Origin of the sequence: Rossellomorea oryzaecorticis (assembly GCF_045897515.1) — a bacterium.
Lineage (GTDB): Bacteria > Bacillota > Bacilli > Bacillales > Bacillaceae_B > Rossellomorea > Rossellomorea enclensis.
In genome coordinates this window covers 52,148-75,373 of sequence record NZ_JBJOSA010000003.1, presented here as the reverse complement: position 1 = coordinate 75,373, position 23,226 = coordinate 52,148, and the positions used below count along the sequence as shown (strand labels likewise).

The window sequence follows — 23,226 nt, the reverse complement described above, 5'->3', positions numbered from 1 at the left end:
ATACAAGAAAAAGACAGAAGACGCGAATGGTCTCCTGCCTTCTCTTATTATCTGTCCAGCTTAACTAAATCTGCATCCTTATTAGGACGGCCGAGGATCAGATCCCTCAGGATCCTGCTCCCGAGCATGCTGTATACCGTTCCGTTCCCGCCGTAGCCCAGCAAATAGTAGATCCGCTCTTTATCGGGATGCCTCCCTATATACGGAAGATGATCGAGGGATTCACCGAAGCTTGCCCCCCAGGCATATTCCATTTCAACGTTGAGGCCGGGGAACATCTTCTGCACCTCTTTTTCAATCTTTTTACCATGTTTTTCGATTTTTTCCATGCTTTGCGGAGCTTCCGCCGGGTCTTCATCGAGGCCTCCGGCAATGATCCGGTTATCCACGGTGGTTCGCAGATACAAATAAGGCCTGTCCGTTTCCCAAATAAGTGCCCGTTCATGCCACTGTGACAAATCATCGACGGGCTTGGTGGCGATGGCATAGGAACGATTGATTTCGGTCCCGATGTTTTCGCTTAGCGGAGGAGTTTCATAACCGGTAGAATGCACGACGTGAGAGGCGGTCAACGTCCCCTTGGTCGTTTCTATGATGACCTTTTCGCCGTCTTCCTTTACTTCAATCGCTTCTGTTCCTTCGAAGGCTGTCGTGTTATGTTCCTTCAAATATTCGAACATCCCATTTACAAACCGGAATGGATTCACTTCCGCGTCCCCGTGGGTGATCAGCGCCCCGGATTTGGAGAACGGGAGGTGTTCCTTCATATCTTTCTTGGACCAGTATTCCACCGGGAAACCGTGCTCCTTCAAAGTTTTATATTCTTTTTTCAGCTTTGGCAGATGCAGCGGCGAGCTCGCATAATAGATGCTCTTCCTGCGGGTGAATTCCGGTGAGACGGGCAGGGTCATCGCCACTTCTTCCAGGTGTCCGACCGCTTCCTGACATAATTTATAAAAACGGACCGCTTGCTCCTCCCCGATCTCGTCGATCAATTCATGGAGCATGATGTCATTTGAAAATTGCAGAAGCCCGGTGTTTGCAGACGAACTGCCGGATGCAAGCTGCCTTTTTTCAATGATGGCCACTTTTAATCCTTCACGGGAAAGCACATAGGCACAGAGAGCCCCGGACATTCCTCCGCCGATGATTGCGACATCGTAATGAGTATCGAACTCTTTTTCTGTATCATTATAAGTGGTGGGCCAAAATAATTTCCCATTATGTAGTTCCATTTTCTTTATCCCCTAACTGTCAGCTTCTTTGTGACTATTGCATTCCCTCTTATAGAATTGTTGAAACGTAATGTTTCAACAAAACAGGGGGAGGCTGTTAAAGAGCCTCCCCGGTAGTCTTAATGTGTGGATGTATTCAGTTTGACTTCGATATTATCTCTTGTGGCTTTTGAATAAGGGCAGACACCATGCGCTTTTTCCACAAGCTGTTTCGCTTCATCCAATTCTAAGCCGCCGACTGAAACGGAGAGGACGACTGCCAGTTTGAATCCTCCGTCTGTATCTTTTCCGATCGAAACTTCTGCAGTGACTTCCGAGTCTATTTTCTTTTTCTCCTGTCCTGCCACGAGGTTCAAGGCACTGTCGAAACAGGCTGAATATCCTGCCGCAAAGAGCTGTTCAGGGTTCGTCGCTCCTTCAGCCCCGCTTCCCCCGAGGGATTTTGGCATGGCAAGGTCAAATTCCAATACCCCGTCGCTGCTTTTTACCTTTCCCTGCCGGCCGCCGTTTGCGGTTGCTTTTGCTGTATATAATGCGTCCATTCTGATCACTCCTATTTAAGATTTGTTCACTCTTACTTTTTACTATTCAGGTTCGGGCTAAACCTGCCAATGTGCTCCTCATTCCACGATCTCCCGCTGTCTCCGGTATGCGAGGAAAGTGGTCTTTAACGAAGCATAATTTCCGATAGCGGCATATCCGTAAAAAAAGCCCATGAAGATTCCGACTACGAGATGTCCTTTATGGCTGATGAAAATGGAAATGAGCAATCCCAGAATGACCGCGATATTCGGGACGAGGAATGCCGGGGGTCTGAATGCAAGCTTTATGCCCTGGGTGATGAGAATGATGATGGGGATCGCGATGATCGCATCCCATATGTTTGTATGGATTGTCGGTAAATTCATGTCGTGCCTCCGATGGTTGGTATAATCATAATGTTTCCAATTGAAGGCTGAATAAACAAAAAAGGATGATCCCATGGATCATCCTTCACTGCAATTGTGTTCAGCTTTATCAAATCTCAGGGCTGAACTTCGATGTTATTTTATCTGAACAAAGCGTTCCAGCGCTCCGCCTTTTCAAGCGCGGCAAGGTCGGTGGCCACTTCACCAGGGCGTACGCCGGCACCGATCATATAGTCTGCGAATTCCATGTTCACGAATTCAAAGATGTAATTGAACTGCTGAACAAGCGGAAGTCCCTTGATGCGGGCGCTTGGTCCGCCGCTGATGACGACATAGGCTTTTTTCTTGGTCAGTTCTTCTTTCAAGTTGAACCGTTCATCGCGCAAGTATTGACTCCAGCGGTCGAAGAAGTTTTTCATCGGCCCGCTCATACCGTACCAGTAAAGCGGAGTTGCAAACAGAAGGATGTCGTGTTCCTGAATCAATTCAACGAGTTCCTCATAATCATCTTCGACAGGTGAGAATCCTTCTTCTGTATGTCTCATATCCACGATTGGCTTAATATCCAAATCTGCAAGCGACACAATGGTATGGTCGGTCCCCTCGACGATTTTTTTCGCAAGGTATTCGGAGTTCCCGTCTTTTCTCGTACTTCCGAGCAGCGCTAATACTTTCATCTGTAACTCTCCTTCTCTTTTGGTTGGGCAGTTATCCCCAGTATATTCATCCATGGGCAAACAGGGAATGGCAACGGATTCTCCGCGGGTTGTTTGTTATTGATATGACTGGGTTATTTTGAAAAAAATATTATCGGATCTTAAATCCTTCTTCCCTCAAATACAAAGCAGCTTCATCATATCCGCCGAAGCTGTCCTCAAGGTTTTCACCGGCATAGATGTTCCAGCGGTCGTCTTCTTCCACGAGAAGAAGGGTGTGGCCTTCGGAATCTTTCCATGTTTGTTGGGCAGCAGGCTCGATTTCTTCTTCCTGGGATAAATAAGTGATCGAGGCGGTGATGATGGTACGGATCTCTTCTTCAGTATAGTCGCGGATATTCACAAGACCCTTTGCATTAGATTCATATTGGGGAAGCTCCCCGGTGTAGACAAATCCGTTTCCATTCGGATGCAGGTGGTATACAACGACTGTTTTATCATAAAGGCTGTCCTCAAAGTGAAAATTCACCCGGTTGAGAGACACCTCTTTTTTGGTCAGTTCATCGAATGTTTCAATGATATCCAGTTTTTCCTGGAAGGTCAGCATGCTCATTCCTCATTTCTATTACAACGATTTTTTCATTATAGCACAGTGCCCTATTTTTATAGAAAGGATAGGGGTATAATGAGGGGGAAGAGGTGACCATATTGAACGATTTCACATCCTTGGGGATTCAGCCCAAGTACACAGAAGCATTAAAAGAACAATCCATTACAGAACCGACACCGATCCAGGTTGAAACGATACCTGTTTTATTAAATGGCGAAGATGTTATTGGACAGGCACAGACCGGCACGGGGAAAACAATGGCCTTCCTGCTGCCGATGCTTGCGAGTATCGATAAAGAAAAAGAAAGCATCCAATCCCTCATCGTAACTCCGACAAGGGAACTGGCGATCCAGGTGACGGCTGAACTCAACCAGCTGCTGGCTGCATCAAAAGAAGACATCAATGTGCTTGCGGTCTACGGCGGCCAGGACGTCGAGAAACAGATCAAGCGTTTGACAAATAAGGCGGTCCACATCGTCATCGGAACACCGGGACGGATCCTTGATCACGTACGCCGCGGGACGGTCGATTTCACTGAAGTGTCATTCCTGGTCTTGGATGAAGCGGATCAAATGCTCCATATCGGCTTTTTCGATGAGGTCGAGGCAATCATCCGAGAGACGCCTTATACGAGGCAGACCGCCCTGTTCTCGGCGACGATGTCAAAGGACATCCGGAAAATAGGGAAGCGCTATATGAACAACCCTCATAACGTTCAGATCCGGGAAAAGGAAAAGATCGTCGAGGAAATCCAGCAGGAAGTCATCGAAACGACCGACCGTCAGAAACTTGATGCCCTCAGTCAAACGATCCACGACGTCCAGCCGTTTCTCGGCATCATTTTCTGCCGGACGAAGAGGCGGGTAAGCAAACTGCACATGGATCTTAAGGCAAGGGGATTCCTTGTCGATGAGCTTCACGGTGACCTTTCCCAGGCGAAAAGAGAAGCGGTCATGAAAAAGTTCCGCGACGCCAAAATCCAACTATTGATCGCCACGGATGTTGCGGCCCGCGGCCTTGACGTTGAAGGCGTCACGCACGTCTTCAACTACGATATCCCGGAGGATGTGGAAAGTTATATCCACCGGATCGGCCGGACGGGGCGTGCCGGAAATGACGGACTCGCCATCACGTTTGCGGCATTGAAGGATAAGCAGGCACTCGAAATGATCGAAAAGGGCATCGAGCGTTCGCTGCCGAGGCGTGAGGTGGAAGTGGCGGCTGCTGCTGAAAGCAACCCATCCCCGTCCCGCGGTAAAGGGAACAATGAAAGTGCCAAGGATAGAAGGGAACGTAAAATTCAGGAGAGCCGGGAACGCAGCAGGAAAAGCGGACGCGGATCAGGCGGCCGTGACGGTGAACGGACATCCTCCGGAAGAGGCAGTGGACGAGGTTCGAGCGGACGTTCGGGTGCCGGCTCTGACAGCAGACGCGGGACGAGCGACCGTTCAGCTGGCAGGTCTGACGGCAGAAGTGGAACGAGCGGACGTTCGGGTGATAGACCTGATGGCAGACACGGATCAAGCAATCGTTCAGCTGCTAGATCTGATGGCAGGAATCCATCTGGAAGAGGATCGTCATCGGCTGGCAGAGGCGGCGGACGAGGGACCGGCGGGAGATCCGGCGGGCGCAGCGGCAGCTCAAGCCAGGGTACAGGCGGAAGAAGAGGACGGTCTTAATTATTGGAAAAAGCATGGTGGCGTGATAATGCGCTGCCATGCTTTTTAAGTTGCGGTTTTATGGATTAATTTGGTAAGTGACGGAATTAATCGCAGAATCGAAAGAATAATGGGGAGAATTCGAAGATTAAGAGTGGAAATTAAAAGATTATTGCCTGAAATTCGAAGATTTTGACCCGAAATTAAAAGTTTTACCATTTTCCTTCCAACTCTACCTGTTCCTAACCAATTTTCCAGTCCATCAGGTCTTATAATAAGCTCCCAACCCCTTTTCTGACTGGATTTCTCCCTCTCCCCGCCTTCAAACCAGCAAAAATTGTCTCTGCAATATAGCTCCAATCCCCAAATTCACCTAAAATCAGCTTCAATCCCACACATTCTCCTACTTCCCTTGAAACTTATCAGAAAATTGACACAACTAACTTGATATCTCTCACACATTCCCTTTAAAATAAAGTAAACGCTTTACTAATTTGGGAAGGGGATGGAATGACAGCATGCATGTACCTTTAGTATTAACGGACTTTCTTGATCGGGCGGTGGAGCAATACGGGGATAAGACTGCGATCATCGATGATGAAAAAAGACTTACATATAAACAGCTGAATGCCCGTGTAAACCAATTATCCCGGGGGCTGCAGGAACTTGGACTCAAAAAAGGGGATAAAGTCGCCTACCTCGCGCCGAACACGACGGAGATGCTCGAAGGGTTTTACGGGGTATACGGAGTCGGCGGAGTGATGACCCCTCTGAATACACGTCTCAAGCCTGCGGACTATCAATTCATTTTGACCCACAGTGAAAGTAAGGCATTGTTTGTGGATGAAGAATTGTATCCGCTCGTTCAACCGATCCTGTCGAAAGTGTCAAACCTGAAACACGTGATCATCCACGGCGATTCTCAGGACGATTATCCTGGATATGACGAGTGGAGGGGGAAGTACGGCACCGAACCATTCGACCGGGTGCCGCTTGAAGAATCGGATATCGCTTCCCTGCTGTACACGAGCGGTACGACCGGTGATCCGAAGGGAGTCCTCCTCACGCACCGTTCAAATTATCTTCACGCACTGTCCAGCATGCACCACCTTAAGGTATCGGATCAGGACACTCTTCTTCATGTGCTGCCGATGTTCCACGTGAACGGCTGGGGCTCACCTTTTTATTACACGGCGAACGGTGCCACTCAAGTGATGCTGAGGAAGGTCGACCCCAAGCTTATTTTAGAAAAAGTGAAGAGACACGGCGTATCGGTCATGCATATGGCCCCGACTGTCCTCAATATGATCCTTGAACAATATGAATCTGAAAAGCCGGCCATCAATCAGCCGCTGAGGGTCGTCATCGCAGGTTCTGCACCTCCTCCTGCTTTTGTGAGAAAAGTGGAAGAGGACCTGAAGTGGGAATTTATCCAGGTGTACGGGATGACGGAGATTTCTCCGCTCATCACCACTTCTGCAATCCGTTCCATGGAACTGGAAAAAACCAATGAAGAGAAGTATCGGTTAAAGGCCAAAGCGGGATACAGCATGATCGGCGCCAAGGTCAAGGTCGTAGATGAGTTAGGGAACGAGGTCCCTCATGACGGGAAAGCGATTGGAGAAATCGTAACCAGGACGAACACGGTCATGGAGGGCTATTTTAAAAATCCGGAAGCGACGAATGCAGCGATCCGGGATGGGTGGCTCCATACGGGGGATATGGCGGTTGTGGACGGAGACGGTTATATCGAGATTGTCGATCGTATGAAAGACGTCATCATCAGCGGCGGGGAAAATATCTCCTCGATCGAAGTGGAGGGGGCGCTTTATGAACATCCGGGCGTCCTTGAAGCAGCGGTGGTTGCCGTTCCGGATGAAAGATGGGGGGAAGTCCCGCACGCGGTGGTCGTCCTCCGCGACGGACATAATCTTGCTGAAGAAGAGCTCATCTCTTTCTGCCGGGAGAAGCTGGCACATTTCAAAGCGCCAAAAGGCATTACTTTTGCGGAGGAACTACCGAAGACGGCCTCCGGAAAAATCCAAAAGGTCGTGATAAGGAAAGAATTTTGGAAGGACCGGGACCGGATGGTTCATTAGATAGAAATAGAAAAATGACGTGTACACGCACGTCATTTTTTTATGGAAACGGGGGAGGGTGTTTGTAAACAAATTATTCGAAAAATTTTTTCGGATGAGGAAGCCGCGTCCTATTGGGCATCGAGGAAATATACAAATATTTATTCCACATCGCCATGTTTATCTTTCCAAATAGATGGTAAACAAGCAAATGTAACATCAAAAATCAAAGGAGGATTCTTGCAATATGGCATACCGTTTTAAAAGAAAAGACAAGCCATAGTGAAGGTGACAGTTTATGAGAATTCTGCTTAGGTTTATGGAAAGTCATTGGAAACATCATTTTCTGAAGAGTCATTGGTTATCACACTAATCACACTTAAAGGAGAGGAAACGAAATGGCAAACAACAATAATCGAAACAACAATAATAACAACAATAATAACGGAAACATGAGCCGCGAGGAAAGAGGACGTAAAGGCGGAGAAGCAACTGCCCGCAATCACGATAAGGAATTCTATCAGGAAATCGGGGAAAAAGGCGGAGAGGCGACTTCCCAGAATCACGATAAAGAATTCTACCAGGAGATCGGTGAAAAAGGCGGCAGAAACTCCAGCAACTCAGGGAATTCAAATCAATCAAGAAGCAATAATTCAAACTCCGGGTCCAACAGCTCCAACTCAGGATCCAACAGCTCCAACAACAGCTAAAAATTGTCATAGAAACATCATTTCCGGTAAACGTCATGGAGACTATTACATTTAAAGGAGAGGAAACGAAATGGCAAACAACAATAATCGAAACAACAACAATAACAACAATAATAACGGAAACATGAGCCGCGAGGAAAGAGGACGTAAAGGCGGAGAAGCAACTGCCCGCAAGCACGATAAGGAATTTTATCAGGAAATCGGAGAAAAAGGCGGAGAGGCTACTTCCCAGAATCACGATAAAGAATTCTACCAGGACATCGGTGAGAAAGGCGGCAGAAATTCCAGCAACTCAGGGAATTCAAATCAATCAAGAAGCAACAATTCAAACTCAGGGTCCAACAGCTCTAACTCAGGATCCAGCAGCTCAAACAACAGCTAAAACATAAGCATTCGAAAAAGTCTATTGTCATAGAAACGTCATTTCCGGTAAACGTCATGGAGACTATTACATTTAAAGGAGAGGAAACAAAATGGCAAACAATAATAATAGTAATAACAACAATAACAGTAAAAACAATAATAAAATGAGTTATGAAGAAGCGGGGCGCAAAGGCGGAGAAGCTACGTCACGCAATCACGATAAAGAGTTCTATCAGGAGATCGGAGAAAAAGGCGGAGAAGCCACCTCGAATAATCATGATAAAGATTTCTACCAGGACATCGGTGAAAAAGGCGGCAGAAACTCAAATTCAGGCGGCTCCAACCGTTCAAACAACAATTCAAATAACAACAATTAATATCATCTTAACAAATAAAAGGGAACTTGTGCAAACTCAGTAATTGAGGGAAATAGGACCACACAAATTAGAGAAATCTAAAATGTGTGGTCCTTTCTTTGTTTTTTTCCCGGGTTAAATATCTCTTCCTGTGTCACTGGTCCATAAAAAGGATTTTTATCAATATCCGTTATAAATTCGATAGATTTCGCTTGATACATTTTAGCAAGATATTCATAAGTGATGATAATATCCCCAATAAACATAGCTGGTGATATTTGTCCGGTTACTTTAACCATAAGATTATGGTTCATTACTTCATAATCAATATTGCTCCCAAAACTTATATCCTCAAACAAATTTTCAGGGTTGACTCCAAATGGAAGCAAATCAACTTTATACTTCCTTTTGTCTATTTGAATTTCTGCTTCTTGATTCGAAAGCTTTGTTTTAACATTCTTATTAATGATTGCTAAAGGGTTATCTACAATCACTTCGCATAATCCGTTGTCAATTGTGTGGAAAACATGAACATCTTCCAATAGGACTCCTGTTCCATGCCCCTTCGTCAAGGTAATGGAAAATTCTTCTTTTTCGTCAGTATTTATGTCTGAGTAGAATATTTGTGGAGGGAAGGAAGGGCTTATTTCGCTATTCCAAAAAGGCTTTGTATAAATTTCCCCTTTGAAATCAATCTTGAATCCCCTGTATAATCCATTCGTTTTCTTACCGTATAGGGTTATATTCTCATTTTTGTCCTGACTAACAATATCATATCCTCTAATCTTTTTCCCTGCTAAAGCAGGATTTGAGAAAAGAAAGAGCCCTATTAAAAAATAGACAAAAATTCGCATCACCATCACCTCATTTTAGTGTTCCCATTTCCTGAATTAATTCAATTTAATATTGAAAAATGTTTTAAGTATGCCGAATTGTTCAGCTTTAACTTGTTCCAGCGGTTGATTGGAGTGCAAGACGAAGACTCCTGCGGGAAGAGTAGCTTATGTGAGACTTGTCTAGCTGCGGGGCTTAGAGGCACATGTCATAAGTCAAACCGACCAAGAAGGCAAAGAACGCCTTCGTGGACGATTCGCCTTATGCCAACCGCCTCTGGGCAAAGCCCCTCCGCTTTTCTTCCCGCAGGCTTGCCGAGGAGGCTCACGGGCTACCCGCGGAAAGCGAAGTCTTGCACGGAAATCATTAGCGGCATTGTTAACCGATTTCTACAGGTATTGTGATCTTTGGATTTCTTAAATAGATTTAATTGCATTTGGTTTATTAGAAGGAAAAATGTGTAGGGGAATCTATATTATTTCCAAGGTTTCATCCCTTCCCAAACGGGGAATAGTCCTCCGTAATGAAAAATTTTGGGAGGTAAAAAACCCTATGAACCTGTCTAGAGAAACAGTCCAGGACAATGCTCTGAATTGTCCTTCTGAATACGGAAAATTAAAAAAGGTATTGGTGGTTTCACCTCAAAACATGAGAATCACGGAAATCATCAATGAAACACAAAAACATTTTATGAAAGATAACATCGATATAGATAAAGCCGTGCACCAGCATGAGCAGTTTGTGAAAATCCTTGAAGAAAACGGCGCTGAGGTGCATCACCTCACACCTCGAAAGGAAATGAACGAGCAGGTATTCACAAGGGATATCGGATTCTGCATCGGGAATGAACTCATCGTTTCATCGATGAATACAGAGCTTAGAAAAGGAGAAGTGAAGGTTCTTCTCGGATGGCTCGAGGAACAAAAGATCCCGCATACCCATCTGGCTGCCCATTCAATCGAAGGAGGGGATGTACTGGTAGACGGTAAAAATGTCTGGGTCGGAATAAGCGGACGCACGAACCGTCTGGCGGTCCAGGCCCTAAAAAAACTGCTCCCCGACTATACCGTCCATGCACTTCCTTTGAGGAGTGATATCCTGCACCTTGATTGTGTGTTCACGATCATTTCGGAAGAAGCGGCACTCGTTTATCCGCCTGCTTTTTCGAAAAAAGATCTGGAAAAAATCAAAGAGCACTACAACATCATCGAAGTAAGCGAGAAGGAACAGTTCCGTATGGGACCCAATGTCCTTGCCATTGGTGACAAGACGATTGTCAGCCTCCCGCAGAATGGAGAGTTGAATGAAAGAATAAGAGAAAAGGGCTTCAAGGTCATTGAAACCGACTTCTCGGAAATCATCAAATCAGGCGGCTCCTTCAGGTGCTGCACCCTGCCTCTTGTAAGGGAATAGACAAAGGCCCGAACCGCACTCCGTAAATGGGAAGCGGGGCGGGCCTTTTTACATTTACAAATCTTTTACAAGATTGTCGTCTCTTTGAAAATAATTCTTTATAATTCTCTACTATCCTAGTAACTGTATTCATAATCTAGGAGGTCGCGAAATGAAAAAATCCATGAAGAAGATCCTTCCTTTGGCAGTTGTTTCATCATTGGCAATCGGAAGTGTGATCGGTATGAATCAGGACAACCCTGAGGCGCAAGCGAAAGAATCTAAAAACGGGAAAGCCAAAAATGTCATCTTCATGATTGGTGACGGCATGGGTGTCCCTTATACAACAGCCCTTCGTTATATGAATGACAATCCGGATACACCGGAATTCGAGAAAACGGCATTTGATCCGTATCTTGTGGGACTGCAGTCCACATATCCTGAAGATGAAAAAGAAAATGTAACGGATTCAGCAGCGGCAGCAACAGCGATGAGCGGCGGGGTGAAGACGTATAACAATGCGATTGCTGTTGATAATGATAAATCTGATGTTAAAACAGTCCTTGAGCAGGCAAAGGAAAACGGCATGTCTACAGGTCTTGTTTCAACTTCTGAAATCACGCATGCAACACCTGCTTCTTACGGTGCGCATGATGAAAGCCGTAAAAATGAAGATGAAATAGCCAATGATTATTTTGATGAAATGATCAAGGGTGAACATAAAATCGATGTTATGCTTGGCGGTGGAACGGACTTCTTCGAACGTGAAGACCGTAATCTGGCTGAAGAATTCAAGAAAGACGGATACAGCTATGTGAAGTCAACTGAAGAAATGAAGAATGATGATAATGAACAGGTCCTTGGTCTTTTTGCCGAGTCAGGTATGGATAAGATGATCGACCGCGATGAAAAACAGCCAAGTCTTGCTGATATGACTACATCTGCACTTGACCGCCTGAAATCTGACAAAGACGGATTTTTCCTGATGGTGGAAGGAAGCCAGATCGACTGGGGCGGACATGATAATGATGTTGTCGCTTCTATGAGTGAAATGAGGGACTTTGAAAAAGCATTTGAAAAAGTACGTGATTTTGCCAAAGAAAATGGTGAGACCCTGGTCGTCGTGACGGCTGACCACTCAACTGGCGGATTCTCAATCGGTTCGGATGGTGACTATAACTGGGATCCAAACGTGATCGATGCTGCGAAACGCACGCCTGACTTCATGGCAGAAGAAATCGCGAACGGCGCATCTGTAGAAGAAACGCTTTCTCAATATGTCGACCTTGAATTGACAGACGAAGAAATTTCTTCTGTAAAAGAAGCAGCGGCGACGAAGGATAAAGTGGAAATCGATAATGCAATCGAAAGGATCTTCGATACACGTTCCGGTACTGGCTGGACGACGGATGGACATACAGGGGATGACGTACCTGTCTATGCATTCGGTCCCCAGAAAGAAAAGTTTGCAGGGATGATCGACAATACGGATCAGGCTCAGTTGATTTTCGAAATTTTAAAGAATAAAGGAAAAATCAAAGAGAATAAATAATGTGAAAAGCCACGCGGTATCGCCGCGTGGCTTTCTTTATCCTTCTTGCAAATCCGCAATGCTTACCTGTGATCTCTCTTCAAGCGGACCGCGCAGATGTACCACTGCTGTCTGTCCGTCTTCCATTACTTCATCGATCCATACAGACGCATCTTGATATTTCACTTCTATGTCCGCTGACGAAGATAAAATTTGTTTCGCACGTTTAAGTTCCATGATTGGCATCCTCCTTATGTTTAACGGGATCAATTCTTCAGTCGGACTTGTTCTTTTGGTCCTTGTTATGTTTATTGCCCTTGCTGTTATCCCCGCTTGTCAGTTCCGCAGCAAATTCAGTTGTCCCCCGTTTCGGGGAGTTCTGGTTGCTGCTTCCTTTATTATCTTTTTTCGTCATTTGTCATTCCTCCTTCATCTAGTCACTTTAGTTTTGGAAAAAAGGGTGATGGATATGCATGGGGATGAAGTCCCGATTTTAAAAGATGGAAGCCATTTAAAGGTTTTCAGGTGTGGAATAAAGAAACTATAAACAGAAGAAGGGGGCGGGTTTATGAAGGAGTCTCTAAATTCCAGTATGTCACCGGGCACAGCCGGTGAAACCATTCCGGGTAGCTGGTATCCGGGGGAGGAACCTGACGATATTAAGCCCGGCAGCTATCCGATCCTTTTCATTCATGGTATAAACACGACATCTGCAACATGGAACGTTGATGGGAATGATATCCGTGAAACAGCACGTGCAAAAGGATACCGCACAGCGTTCATCAATCTTTCAGGAACGGCGGATATGTGGTCGAATGGACTGCTGCTGGCTGAAAAACTGAAGGAGATTTCTGTATCTTTTCAAAGTGAAGTGGTGATTGTGGCTCACAGCAAGGGAGGGATCGATGCCCAGACGGCAATGGTTTATCATGATGCCTCGCAGTTTGTGAAGCGGGTGATCACCTTATCGACCCCTCATCACGGATCCCAGCTTGCAGATTTGGCGTTCAGCAAGTGGGCAGACTGGATCGCAGATACGCTCGGCAGCAGGAGTGAAGCGGTATTTTCCCTGCAGACGGGCTATATGAAAGCCTACCGGAAACGGACGGATGACAACATGGAGCGGGGGCATTCACCTTTTTATACATTCGGCGGTACCGGCTGGGGCAGCATGGGATCAGAGTTGTTTTGGGGCGGTTTGTATTTGAGGCGGTTCGGTCCAAGTGACGGTGCAGTGACGGTGAAGAGCTCCCGGCTTCCTTATGGGGAGGAAGTGATGGTTGGTGACTGGACCCACAAGACGATCAAACTGGGAGATGAAATCTTTCCTTATATAGAAAAATTGGTTCTTGAGGAAGTGGAAGAACTTCCTGTTGCCATTTCCGCTGAATCGATTGAAAAGGAATTGCCCGTTTCCGTCCTCCATAAGGGAGGGGTGTATACGGGTGTCGCAGCAGAACGGTTCTATGTGGAAGATGGGGTGGAGGAGCTGACGGTTGATTGGGTCAGTTCTTCAAACGATGCCTCCTATGTATTGACGGACCCTGATGGCAGGCGGCATGTCCGTTTTGTCACAGCGGGTGATGAGACCGGTTTCTTTCCAAATGCACTTCACCATTCGATCATCATCCCGTCACCGGCTAAGGGCAGATGGGTGATGGAGGCAAGGAATGATTCACGGGAGTCCTATTTGTTGAATGTCATCTTTTCAGGCGGGGTGAATGTGGGGATGGATGAAATCATCAGCGTTAAAGTGGCTGAGTCCGATAGTAAGGAAGTGAAGATGACAGGGATAGTGGATATTGAAAAACAAATTCATCTTTCCCACTTCCCATCAGGGAAAAAGGCTCAACCGGCGGATCTCAACCCGGAAACCCTTGCAGGATACGGTGAAGGCATCCATAACATCACGATTGACTTAGAGGGAACGACAGCACAGGGGGAGCGGTTCCAACGGACGGTCATCAGAACCGTTACGGTCGATGAGCATGGAAACGTTCATGAGTAACTCATCCAATCCTGCTAAAATGCTTAAAGCCCGTCCCCCGGTAAAGCGGAGGACTGGCTTTGTCATTACAAGGATTCCAAGAAGTCTGTCACCTGATCCGGCGTTTTTGCATTCGCGCTGTGAAGATTGGCGGTCTTTTCGCCGTTCTTCCAGACGAGCAGGCTCGGGATCCCCATGACGTCATACTTTTCCGCTATCTCCGGAAGTTCGTCCTTGTTGATGTCATACCATTTATATTGATTGTATTGTTCCATGATTTCATCAATGAACATGTCCATGCGGCGGCAGTCAGGGCACCAGTCTGCATGGAATTTAACGATTACGGGCTGTTCTGAAGAAATGATTTCTTCGAACGTTTCTTTGTTTTTGATCGATTGCATTTGTAACCCCCCTTTCCCTCTTATTTTAACCTTACGCGCAACTTTACGTAAACTGCAAGATATCAGATCCAGGCCTGCAAAGCATTTCCCAGATCTGTACAGGACATGATAGTATAATGGATACATTCTATAGAAATTCAGGTGATAAAATGAAACCGATCAACGTTGGACTTGCAGGCTACGGATTTTCAGGACAAAGCTTTCACCGTCCTCTTCTGCAGCATTCCAAGGACTATCATATACATACAGTCATGTCTTCAAACAAGGAGAAAGTCCAGAAAGACATAGAAGGTGCCAGGGTGGTTCAAACATTGGATGAACTGCTTCAGGAAGACATCGAGCTTGTTGTCATTACGACACCGAACCATCTGCATTACAGCATGATCAAGCAGTCTCTGCATGCCGGGAAACATGTGGTGGTGGAAAAACCGTTCGTCACCTCAAGTTCCGAGGGAGAAGAGCTGATCGCACTGGCCGAAGAAAAAGGCCTCCTCTTGTCTGTTTTCCATAACCGGCGCTGGGATGCTGACTTCCTCACAATCAAAAAGCTTTTAGAAGAAAAACGGCTGGGGAAAGTTGCGACATACGAAGCCCATTTCGACCGCTACCGCCCTCAGGTGAAGGACCGCTGGAAAGAGAATAAAATCGATGGCGGGGGAGTGTTGTATGACCTTGGCTCACATTTGATCGACCAGGCACTTTGTCTGTTCGGTACGCCTCAATGGGTATTTGCAGATGTGTTTTCACAGCGCGATCAGGATAAGGCGGAAGATTACTTCCATATCGTAATGGGATATGAAGGGATGAGGGTTTCCCTCAATTCCCGCTCAATGGTGCTTGACCCCGGACCCCGCTATCAGGTGCACTTCCGCAGCGGGAGCTATATGAAATACGGTATGGACCGACAGGAAGCAGACCTGAAAGAGGGTCTCGACCCATATTCGGAATCATGGGGACAGGAGAATGAAAGTGCTTGGGGGACGTTATCCGTTACGGACGGCAAAAAGGTGGACACCGTAAAACTACCTTCTGAAAAAGGAGACTACACTCTTTTTTATCAAGGAATCCGTGAGGCCATCAGGAATAATGATACGTCACCGGTAAAAGCAGCAGAAGCCCTTGAAGTAATCAGGATCATCGAAGCCTGCAAGGAAAGTTCATCTTATGGAAAGGTCGTCCATTTTTAATAAAGCAAAAGAGGAGTGGTGCGATCATTCGGCACCTCTCCTCTTTTTTCTGTCTGCACGATCCTATTCCACCGTCCCTGACTCAAGTATGTTTACATTAGGTTTAATATCGAACTGGACATTTGGATATAATGACTTTTCCCATTTTTTTATATCAAACCCTCGCATTCCGTGTTTTTGCAGCTGTCCGATACCGATGGGGTCGATCCCCAGCTCCTGGAACCGTGCGAGCAGTTTTTCTGAATGGTCGACAATATCAGATGACATCTTATCTTCTATTTCTTTGATTTTCTTCGGTGTTAAGCTTTTTCCTGTGTATTCTTTAATAATCCCATTAATAGTGATTTTGATGGTAACCTTTACAGGATCCGTTTTATTCACTACCTTGATCTTATGCTTCGATTTAATGCTCGTTACCGCCGCTTCGACTCGCTGCTCCGTGCTTCCGTCTTTACCGCCAAGCTTTACCACATGGCTTCCTTCTGAAAGCTTATCCACCAGAAGTTTGAAAAAGAACATATCATCGGAAGCGACCCTGTCGATCATCTTGTCATCATCCATCAAGGCTATACCTGTGACTTCAAGTGTATCGTTGGAGACTTGTTTGATGATGGGCAGATAAGGGGTCTGGCCTTCTTGATAATAATCAAAGAGAAACATATGCAGATTGGTTTCAGGAAGTTCCCTCCTCTTGATGTTCTGATGGAGGAGATTCGATATGAACATCCCGTTCCCTCTGATCCCGTAATCCCCTTCCAGGATATCCCCTGCATTTCCCTCGGTAACGGCCAGCATCACACGAGCCCCGATGCTTGCATCCCTTTGAAGGGAATCGGCGACATCGAGGATTCCTTTCTTTGCCAACTCATCTCCGATCAGCACGACATCCAGGCTTCCCCGGACGAGAGGCTGCTGGGACTTCCGGGATAATGTCTCCAGTACTTCCCGGGTGGATGGGGCTTCGGCTGAAAGGGTCCTGTTTTCGATGGTCCCGACTTTTATATAAACAGGAAATAAAGCTGTCCCCTTTATGGTGTTTTCATCCACAAGATCGTACCCTTTGGCGGTTTCAATATTCAAATCATCAAGGATCTCCCTTTCGACGCAGCCTGTCAGGAGTAATAGCAGTATGATACATAATGTCAGTTGTTTTTTCATGACTTCTTTTTCACCTTTTTCATGATGATCACCAATAAGAGGAGAAGGGGGATGTACCCGTAATTGATATAGAAACCGACTTCCCCTGAAAAGGTATTCAAAAAGTTTACCTGTTGGCGATTTGTCAAGAATGTGAGGGTGCCGATGACAATTGCCGATAGAATCCAGACCGAATGACGCTGTTTGAGGAAGGTGGTCCTCTTCATGATCCTGCTCCCGCACCACAAAGCGATACAGACGTTCGGCAGGATGATCAGGCACCAGTTGGCTATCCCGATATACTCAAATCGTTCAACAAAAGGCATCTCAACGATTTTCCACATTGATAAAGTCGCCCATACCGTCTTTGCCAGCTGCTTTTCACTGAAGAAGGCAAAGGAAATAAGGGCAATGAAAACGTACACCATTGTAGTGGTGAACAGTCCCCAATGAGCATATTTCTGTGATTTCTTTGCGTTTTTAATGAATGGGTAGAGCATCAGGATCGACTCATATCCGAGAAACGTCAGCGACATATTTTTTGTGGCCAACATGATATCTTTAATCGAATGATCAAAGACGGGGAGGAGATTACGGAAATCACTGAACGGGAAGGTGAATGCGAACGTCAACAACAGATAGCTTGGAAGAACGATCCCGAAAAATGCCACTCCTGCAATACTCCTTACTCCTCCAGAGACGATATAATATGCCAGGATCATAAAGGCAAGGGCAAAATAAAAGGTACTGAGCCTCGGATACATCCACACTTGGACAACCTCGATATAGGTTCTCAGAATGGTTATTACGAGTAATGTAAAGTAAAGGACGAAGATAAGATCCAATAACTTACCAAACCATTTTCCAAAAACAAGGGCGTGTGCTTCAACAAGGTCGCCTCCGCCTTTATCCAGTAATAGATACATGATGAACATGATAATATGGGTAGTGATTCCGGCGAGAATCACTGAAATCCACCCATCATATCCTGCAACCTGCGAGATGATCCGCTGAAAGCCCAATACCCCGGCTCCGACCTGGATTGAATGTATAAGAAAGAATACGAGAAAAGGGGAGACCTTTCTGCTTTCAGGAATCGGCTGCATTACAGCACCTCCAATCATTCGTCGATATCAAGCTTTTTCTTCCCTTCGGAAGGATTGAATCGTGTGGATTTATTTGTCCTCAGAAATGAAGGGCGGTCTGGCTGCTTGAAAAATGGAAACCGTATGAGAGCGTCCTTCAGATCCGTTAAACGCGGCGGGTATAAAGGCTCCAGGAATGGCCGTCCGAGTGAGGTCAGATTCATCAGATGCCCCAGCAGGAAACAGAAACAGAAAACAATTCCGAGGAGTCCCCACAGCTGCGCCAAAAGTAAAAATGGAAAGCGGAGGATACGGATTGTATTACCCATCCGGTAAACAGGTGTCGTAAATGAAGCCAGTGCGGCAAGGGCAACAAGGATCAGCAGGACATTACTCGTAAGGCCTGCTTCAACCGATGCCGTCCCGATGACGATACCGCCAACGATACCGATCGTCTGGCCGACCTTCGTCGGAAGCCGCGCCCCCGCCTCCCGCAGCAGTTCTATGGTAAGTTCAAGGAACAGTGCTTCAAGTATCGGAGGCAGCGGGATTTCCTGCCTCGATGTGACGAGGGTCGCCATCAAGTCCTTCGGTATCAGCTCATAATGATATGTAAGGGCCGCTACATAGATCGGCGTGATCAGAATTGAGAAGGCAACCGAAAATACCCGTACAAGACGGAAGAAGGATGCGACTATAAAGTTAAGAAAATAATCTTCATATGCGTTGAAAAATTCAACAAGCGTGGTGGGCCCAATCAGTGCATGAGGCGACCCATCCACCAGTATGGCAATTTTTCCTTCTATTAAAACGGAAGCGACACGGTCCGGCCGCTCCGAATCAAGAAGCAGTGGAAATGGTGATAAGGTATTATCCGAGATCAGCTGTTCAATGAACGAACTGTCCATAATCTGGTCGAAATCAACAGCATCCAACCGCTGGCGGACCGTGTTTACATTCGCTTCATCTGCGAGACCATCAAGATATATCAGGGCAATTCTTGTATGAGTGATGGTCCCGACACTCATTTCTTCCACCGTAAGCTCCTTTACTGGTACCCGTTTGCGAAGGAGGTTCAGGTTGTCACTAAGTGACTCGACGAATGCCTCTTTCGGTCCGACGACACTGAATTCGACTTCCGGCTGTGACACTTTGCGTCCCATTTCATTTTTTGTCGCGATGAAGGCGAATTTTCGATGAGTATGATCCATTGTCACCATTGTGTAGCCATTCAGCAGTTTCTGTTCGATGACGGCTTCATCTTCTGAAAATTGGATATCAACAATCGGGACGATCTTTTTCAGGTCTTCAAGGTTATTGAAATCCTTAGACAGTACATAAGGAAGAACGTCTTCCTGCAGAATCTTCCCATCAATCAGCGTCGTGAAAAAGTGGAGGCTGAATTTTACCCCAGTAAAGGGATTAAGGTAGAAAGAATGTTGGTAATCAGCTGATTTATCAAGAGCTGATTTAATGCTTTTAAAAGATGGCTTCTGTTTGTTTTTATCATTTTTGTTACTCTTGAAGAAAGAAAACATAGGAATCCCTCATGTTCGTCTTGGTGTATTCACTAGTGTTTCCGAAAAAGGGAGAATTATGAAAAGTTGAAGGGATGCGGGAAAGTATTTTTATAGAGGGAATATTAAAGTGAGGCGGTTTTCAATACCGCTTTTGATTTCCGTGCAAGACTTCGCTTTCCGCGGGTGACCCGTGAGTCTCCTGATATGAATGAGGAGGGACTTGGATTTTCCTTCCGGTTTTACTCTTTGCCTTCGAACCTATTCTCAGGCTCCTAGGATACATAAGAAAATCACTTTCTTAAACACAAAAAAAAGACCAGGGAATGATCCCTGATCTCTTCATTACTCTTACTTATTGCTCCAGGAAGAACTTTTCGATGTCGTCGAGCATTTCATTTGCTGCGATTACGCCGCCTGCAGTGTTCCAGATTGCGTCGCTTACTTCGTATACTTTACCAGCTTTGGCTGCTTCAAGATTTTTGAAGAGAGGATCATTGATCCATTCTTCTGCCAGTTTGTTCGCTTCGCCATCTCCTGTTTCATATGTGAAGTAAAAGAGGACATCCCCGTCCATTGCAGGAATACGTTCTTTTGTTACGCCTTTTTCGGCAAAGTCATCTTTATCCTGTTCAGCAGGGCGCGCAAATCCTAATTGATCCAGGATGACACCTGAGAATGAATCTTTGTGATAGATGCGGACGTCGCCTGCAAGGAAGCGTACCATTGAAACTTCCTGGTTCAGCTTATCGCCGAGTTTGCCTTTCAGGTCCTCGATGCGCTGATCGTATTCAGCCAAAACCTCTTTCCCTTTTTCTTCTTTGTTCAATGCTTTTGCATAAAGTTCGAAGTTTTCTTTCCAGTTGCCTTTAAGTGTTTCAGACATGACAGTCGGAGCGATTTCTTTCAATTGATTGTACTGCTCTTCCTGACGGAGTTTCGTACCGATGATCAGATCCGGCTGAAGCTTTGCGATTGCTTCGATGTTCAATTCACTTTCGGTCCCTACAACTTCAACGTCTTTCATATCGTCAGCGATGTGATCATACCAAGGGTCGCCAGTCCATGATTGGACGGCGCCGACAGGAGTGACACCCATTGCAAGAAGTGCTTCTGTACCTTCATTTGTCAGGATGACCACCTTTTCAGGAGTCCCTTTAATTTCAGTCTTACCCATAGCGTGTTCTACTGTGTATGTTTCTTCTTTTTTGTCATCTTTACTTGCTGATGAATCTTTTTCTTCCTCTTTGTTCCCGCAGGCTGCCAGGAAAAGAAGGGAAGCGATCAGCAGTAAAGAGAGTAAACTTCTTACTTTCATATGTGTGAATCCTCCTAAAAGTAGTTTTGTTGATAATGATTATCATTCACAAACATAATCATAGTTGAGAAGGTTTTCATTGTCAACAACTAATTGATAATGATTTTCAAAGTCATTGACTGCGCTCCCAATCTTCTCTAAAATAGGAAGTGAATAAGAGGAATCATTTTAACCATTACGTAAACTGTGACCTGAAAGGTAAACATATGATTAATACGCAAAAACAGTTCATTATATTTCTAGGGACGCTTTTCATCCTTATTTTATGTATCGGGATGAGTATCGTCTATGGCTATACGGAAACATCCTGGAAGACGGCACTTGAGTCATTTGTGAATCCGGACCAATCCACGGAACATCTGGTCCTGCAGACAATCCGTCTTCCAAGGGCGCTCATCGCTGCCGTTGTAGGGGCTTCACTCGCCATTTCCGGGGTGCTCATGCAGACCTTGACGAAGAATCCACTTGCATCACCGGGCATTTTCGGAATCAACGCCGGGGGAGGTTTCATGGTGGTGGTCGCCGTGACCATGTTCGGTGTCACAGACCTCCAGACGTTCACTTGGCTTTCGTTCTTCGGTGCGGGGATTGCCGCTTTTGGCGTATATGCGATCAGTGCTGCGGGAAACAACGGCCTTACACCGATGAAGCTTACCCTTGCAGGGGCTGCGATTACAGCGATGTTCTCGTCCTTTACGCAAGGCCTGCTCGTACTTGATGAATCGGCTCTTGAACAGGTTCTGTTCTGGCTTGCCGGTTCGGTACAGGGCAGGAAGCTGGAAATCTTGACAGGGGTTTTCCCTTACATCCTGACAGGGTGGATCGGGGCGCTCATACTCGCAGGCAAAATGAATATATTAGCAATGGGTGAGGACGTAGCAAAGGGACTGGGGTTGAAAACCAACCTCATCAAGTTCCTGGCGCTATTGATCGTCGTCCTCTTAGCAGGCGGTTCCGTCGCGATTGCCGGACCGATCGGATTCATCGGCATTGTCATTCCTCATCTGGCCAGGAAGTTGATAGGAGTCGATCACAAATGGCTCATCCCTTACGCAGGTTTACTGGGCGCGGTCCTTCTTCTGACTGCAGATATAGCTGCACGCTACATCATCATGCCCCAGGAAGTTCCTGTCGGGGTGATGACCGCTGTCATCGGTGCTCCATTCTTTGTGTATGTGGCCAGGAAGGGGTTCTAAAATGAATAGATTCATAGGAAAACGCTGGTTTAAAGATAGAATATCTTTTTTGATCGATATGTCCGCATTAAAAAAAGTGACGGTACTTGGTGTGTTGGCTGTCCTTGTATTGATAGTCAGTACCGGGATAGGGGATATGAAGATCGCCCCGTGGAATGTCGTCAGTGTGTTTTTTGAAGGCGGAACGGGCCTTGAACAGCTCGTCGTGAAATCCTTCCGTCTGCCGCGGATCATCATCGCGCTCCTTGCGGGGATGGCCCTTGCAGTTGCCGGCGGCATTTTGCAGGGAATGATCAGAAATCCGCTTGCTTCTCCGGATATCATCGGGATCACCGGCGGAGCGGGAGCGGCGGTCGTCGCATTTTTGACGATATTCAGTAATGAGGACGGCACACTGCCGGTCAGCATCCAGTGGATGCCGGTCGCTGCTTTCATAGGGGCAGCCGTAGTCGCTTTCCTCGTTTATTTTCTTGCCTGGAGAAAAGGCGTCTCGCCAGTCAGGCTCGTTTTGATCGGTATCGGGATTTCAGCCTTGACCCAGGCAGTCACAACACTGTTGATGATCATGGGTCCCATCTACAGGGCGAGCCAGGCAAATATCTGGATCACCGGTACTGTAAACGGGTCGGACTGGCAGGATGTGTCGATCCTCCTTCCATGGAGCATCGCGTTCATCCTGATCAGCTTTTTTATCACACGTCAATTGAATATCCAGGAACTTGGTGAAGAACTGGCCAAGGGAGTTGGGGGACATGTCCAAAGGCAGCGGTTCTTCCTTCTTCTCATGGCAACAGTATTGGTAGGCGGAGCGGTTTCCTTTGCAGGAGGGATCGGATTTGTCGGCTTGATGGCCCCTCATATGGCGAGGAGGATGGTAGGCTCGTCTTACGGCGCATTGCTTCCGGCATCTGCTCTCATTGGCGGGATCCTGGTGATGCTCGCTGACTTGATCGGCCGGACGCTTTTCCTGCCCCTCGAGGTTCCTGCCGGAGTGTTCACCGCCGCAATCGGTGCACCGTATTTTATCTATCTTCTATTTAAAACAAGAAATTCTTAAGGAGTTGGCT

General features: G+C 46.3%; 23 protein-coding genes and 1 pseudogene. 11 read left to right on the top strand and 13 right to left on the bottom strand.

Annotation, left to right across the window (positions count from 1 at the left end; translation table 11 throughout):
• Window positions 1-47 precede the first annotated feature (47 nt).
• From ACKA06_RS04625 to ACKA06_RS04605, 5 genes are all read right to left on the bottom strand, one after another.
• On the bottom strand, window positions 48-1,235 hold the full coding sequence (locus tag ACKA06_RS04625) for an NAD(P)/FAD-dependent oxidoreductase (RefSeq protein ID WP_411159073.1): 1,188 nt from the start codon (window positions 1,233-1,235) through the stop codon (window positions 48-50).
• 119 nt (window positions 1,236-1,354) lie between these two features.
• Window positions 1,355-1,777, bottom strand: coding sequence for an organic hydroperoxide resistance protein (locus ACKA06_RS04620; protein ID WP_071620532.1), 423 nt, complete (start codon window positions 1,775-1,777; stop codon window positions 1,355-1,357).
• A 78-nt stretch (window positions 1,778-1,855) separates the two neighbouring features.
• Window positions 1,856-2,143, bottom strand: coding sequence for a hypothetical protein (locus ACKA06_RS04615; protein ID WP_411159072.1), 288 nt, complete (start codon window positions 2,141-2,143; stop codon window positions 1,856-1,858).
• A 140-nt stretch (window positions 2,144-2,283) separates the two neighbouring features.
• Window positions 2,284-2,820, bottom strand: a complete 537-nt coding sequence (locus ACKA06_RS04610) for a flavodoxin family protein (protein WP_411159071.1) — start codon at window positions 2,818-2,820, stop codon at window positions 2,284-2,286.
• Window positions 2,821-2,950: 130 nt separating this feature from the next.
• The gene (locus ACKA06_RS04605; protein WP_411159070.1) at window positions 2,951-3,406 is read right to left on the bottom strand and encodes a hypothetical protein; all 456 of its coding nucleotides are present in this window, start codon (window positions 3,404-3,406) and stop codon (window positions 2,951-2,953) included.
• Between the two features lie 92 nt (window positions 3,407-3,498).
• Between ACKA06_RS04605 and ACKA06_RS04600 the strand changes: the two genes are divergently transcribed.
• The 5 genes and pseudogenes from ACKA06_RS04600 to ACKA06_RS04585 all read left to right on the top strand — a co-directional run.
• Complete coding sequence (locus tag ACKA06_RS04600; protein WP_411159069.1) at window positions 3,499-5,088, top strand: DEAD/DEAH box helicase; 1,590 nt, start codon at window positions 3,499-3,501, stop codon at window positions 5,086-5,088.
• Between the two features lie 497 nt (window positions 5,089-5,585).
• Window positions 5,586-7,166, top strand: coding sequence for a long-chain-fatty-acid--CoA ligase (locus ACKA06_RS04595; protein WP_411159068.1), 1,581 nt, complete (start codon window positions 5,586-5,588; stop codon window positions 7,164-7,166).
• Window positions 7,167-7,543: 377 nt separating this feature from the next.
• The gene (locus ACKA06_RS21650) at window positions 7,544-7,855 is read left to right on the top strand and encodes a KGG domain-containing protein (protein ID WP_456153942.1); all 312 of its coding nucleotides are present in this window, start codon (window positions 7,544-7,546) and stop codon (window positions 7,853-7,855) included.
• A gap of 70 nt (window positions 7,856-7,925) precedes the next feature.
• Window positions 7,926-8,237, top strand: coding sequence for a KGG domain-containing protein (locus ACKA06_RS21645; protein ID WP_456153941.1), 312 nt, complete (start codon window positions 7,926-7,928; stop codon window positions 8,235-8,237).
• Window positions 8,238-8,328: 91 nt separating this feature from the next.
• Window positions 8,329-8,577, top strand: a pseudogene (locus tag ACKA06_RS04585) (KGG domain-containing protein); the annotation flags it as partial.
• Window positions 8,578-8,672: 95 nt separating this feature from the next.
• Here the strand turns inward: ACKA06_RS04585 and ACKA06_RS04580 are convergent.
• Entirely contained in the window at window positions 8,673-9,428 is a 756-nt protein-coding gene (locus tag ACKA06_RS04580; RefSeq protein WP_411159067.1) for a hypothetical protein, read from the bottom strand.
• A gap of 532 nt (window positions 9,429-9,960) precedes the next feature.
• Between ACKA06_RS04580 and ACKA06_RS04575 the strand changes: the two genes are divergently transcribed.
• Together ACKA06_RS04575 and ACKA06_RS04570 are read left to right on the top strand one after the other, a co-directional pair.
• On the top strand, window positions 9,961-10,821 hold the full coding sequence (locus tag ACKA06_RS04575; RefSeq protein WP_411159066.1) for a dimethylarginine dimethylaminohydrolase family protein: 861 nt from the start codon (window positions 9,961-9,963) through the stop codon (window positions 10,819-10,821).
• Between the two features lie 151 nt (window positions 10,822-10,972).
• Window positions 10,973-12,352 carry an alkaline phosphatase gene (locus ACKA06_RS04570; RefSeq protein ID WP_064567405.1) on the top strand — a complete coding sequence of 460 codons (1,380 nt, stop codon included), beginning with the start codon at window positions 10,973-10,975 and terminating at the stop codon, window positions 12,350-12,352.
• Window positions 12,353-12,388: 36 nt separating this feature from the next.
• On the opposite strand, the gene ACKA06_RS04565 is transcribed toward ACKA06_RS04570, so the two are convergent.
• The gene (locus ACKA06_RS04565; protein WP_032086532.1) at window positions 12,389-12,568 is read right to left on the bottom strand and encodes an H-type small acid-soluble spore protein; all 180 of its coding nucleotides are present in this window, start codon (window positions 12,566-12,568) and stop codon (window positions 12,389-12,391) included.
• Between the two features lie 37 nt (window positions 12,569-12,605).
• Window positions 12,606-12,746 carry a hypothetical protein gene (locus ACKA06_RS04560; protein ID WP_411159064.1) on the bottom strand — a complete coding sequence of 47 codons (141 nt, stop codon included), beginning with the start codon at window positions 12,744-12,746 and terminating at the stop codon, window positions 12,606-12,608.
• Window positions 12,747-12,899: 153 nt separating this feature from the next.
• Between ACKA06_RS04560 and ACKA06_RS04555 the strand changes: the two genes are divergently transcribed.
• Window positions 12,900-14,339 (top strand): PGAP1-like alpha/beta domain-containing protein, encoded by a 1,440-nt coding sequence (locus ACKA06_RS04555; protein WP_411159063.1) that lies wholly within the window; start codon window positions 12,900-12,902, stop codon window positions 14,337-14,339.
• 65 nt (window positions 14,340-14,404) lie between these two features.
• On the opposite strand, the gene ACKA06_RS04550 is transcribed toward ACKA06_RS04555, so the two are convergent.
• Window positions 14,405-14,719 carry a thioredoxin family protein gene (locus ACKA06_RS04550; RefSeq protein WP_411159062.1) on the bottom strand — a complete coding sequence of 105 codons (315 nt, stop codon included), beginning with the start codon at window positions 14,717-14,719 and terminating at the stop codon, window positions 14,405-14,407.
• A 149-nt stretch (window positions 14,720-14,868) separates the two neighbouring features.
• Here ACKA06_RS04550 and ACKA06_RS04545 point away from each other — a divergent pair, with 149 nt between their 5' ends.
• A complete protein-coding gene (locus tag ACKA06_RS04545) occupies window positions 14,869-15,906 on the top strand; it encodes an oxidoreductase (RefSeq protein ID WP_411159274.1) in 1,038 nt (345 codons plus the stop codon).
• 63 nt (window positions 15,907-15,969) lie between these two features.
• On the opposite strand, the gene ACKA06_RS04540 is transcribed toward ACKA06_RS04545, so the two are convergent.
• The 4 genes from ACKA06_RS04540 to ACKA06_RS04525 all read right to left on the bottom strand — a co-directional run bounded on the left by ACKA06_RS04540 (window position 15,970) and on the right by ACKA06_RS04525 (window position 20,963).
• Complete coding sequence (locus ACKA06_RS04540; protein WP_411159061.1) at window positions 15,970-17,064, bottom strand: Ger(x)C family spore germination protein; 1,095 nt, start codon at window positions 17,062-17,064, stop codon at window positions 15,970-15,972.
• Window positions 17,061-18,149: a GerAB/ArcD/ProY family transporter gene (locus ACKA06_RS04535; protein ID WP_411159060.1), complete on the bottom strand. Its 1,089-nt coding sequence runs from the start codon at window positions 18,147-18,149 to the stop codon at window positions 17,061-17,063. Before ACKA06_RS04535 ends, ACKA06_RS04540 begins: the two co-directional genes overlap by 4 nt.
• Before the next feature lie 14 nt (window positions 18,150-18,163).
• Window positions 18,164-19,666, bottom strand: a complete 1,503-nt coding sequence (locus tag ACKA06_RS04530; protein WP_411159059.1) for a spore germination protein — start codon at window positions 19,664-19,666, stop codon at window positions 18,164-18,166.
• Between the two features lie 334 nt (window positions 19,667-20,000).
• A complete protein-coding gene (locus ACKA06_RS04525; protein ID WP_411159058.1) occupies window positions 20,001-20,963 on the bottom strand; it encodes an ABC transporter substrate-binding protein in 963 nt (320 codons plus the stop codon).
• Between the two features lie 206 nt (window positions 20,964-21,169).
• Between ACKA06_RS04525 and ACKA06_RS04520 the strand changes: the two genes are divergently transcribed.
• Together ACKA06_RS04520 and ACKA06_RS04515 are read left to right on the top strand one after the other, a co-directional pair.
• Entirely contained in the window at window positions 21,170-22,159 is a 990-nt protein-coding gene (locus ACKA06_RS04520; RefSeq protein WP_032086525.1) for a FecCD family ABC transporter permease, read from the top strand.
• A 1-nt stretch (window position 22,160) separates the two neighbouring features.
• The gene (locus ACKA06_RS04515; RefSeq protein WP_411159057.1) at window positions 22,161-23,216 is read left to right on the top strand and encodes a FecCD family ABC transporter permease; all 1,056 of its coding nucleotides are present in this window, start codon (window positions 22,161-22,163) and stop codon (window positions 23,214-23,216) included.
• Window positions 23,217-23,226 lie beyond the last annotated feature (10 nt).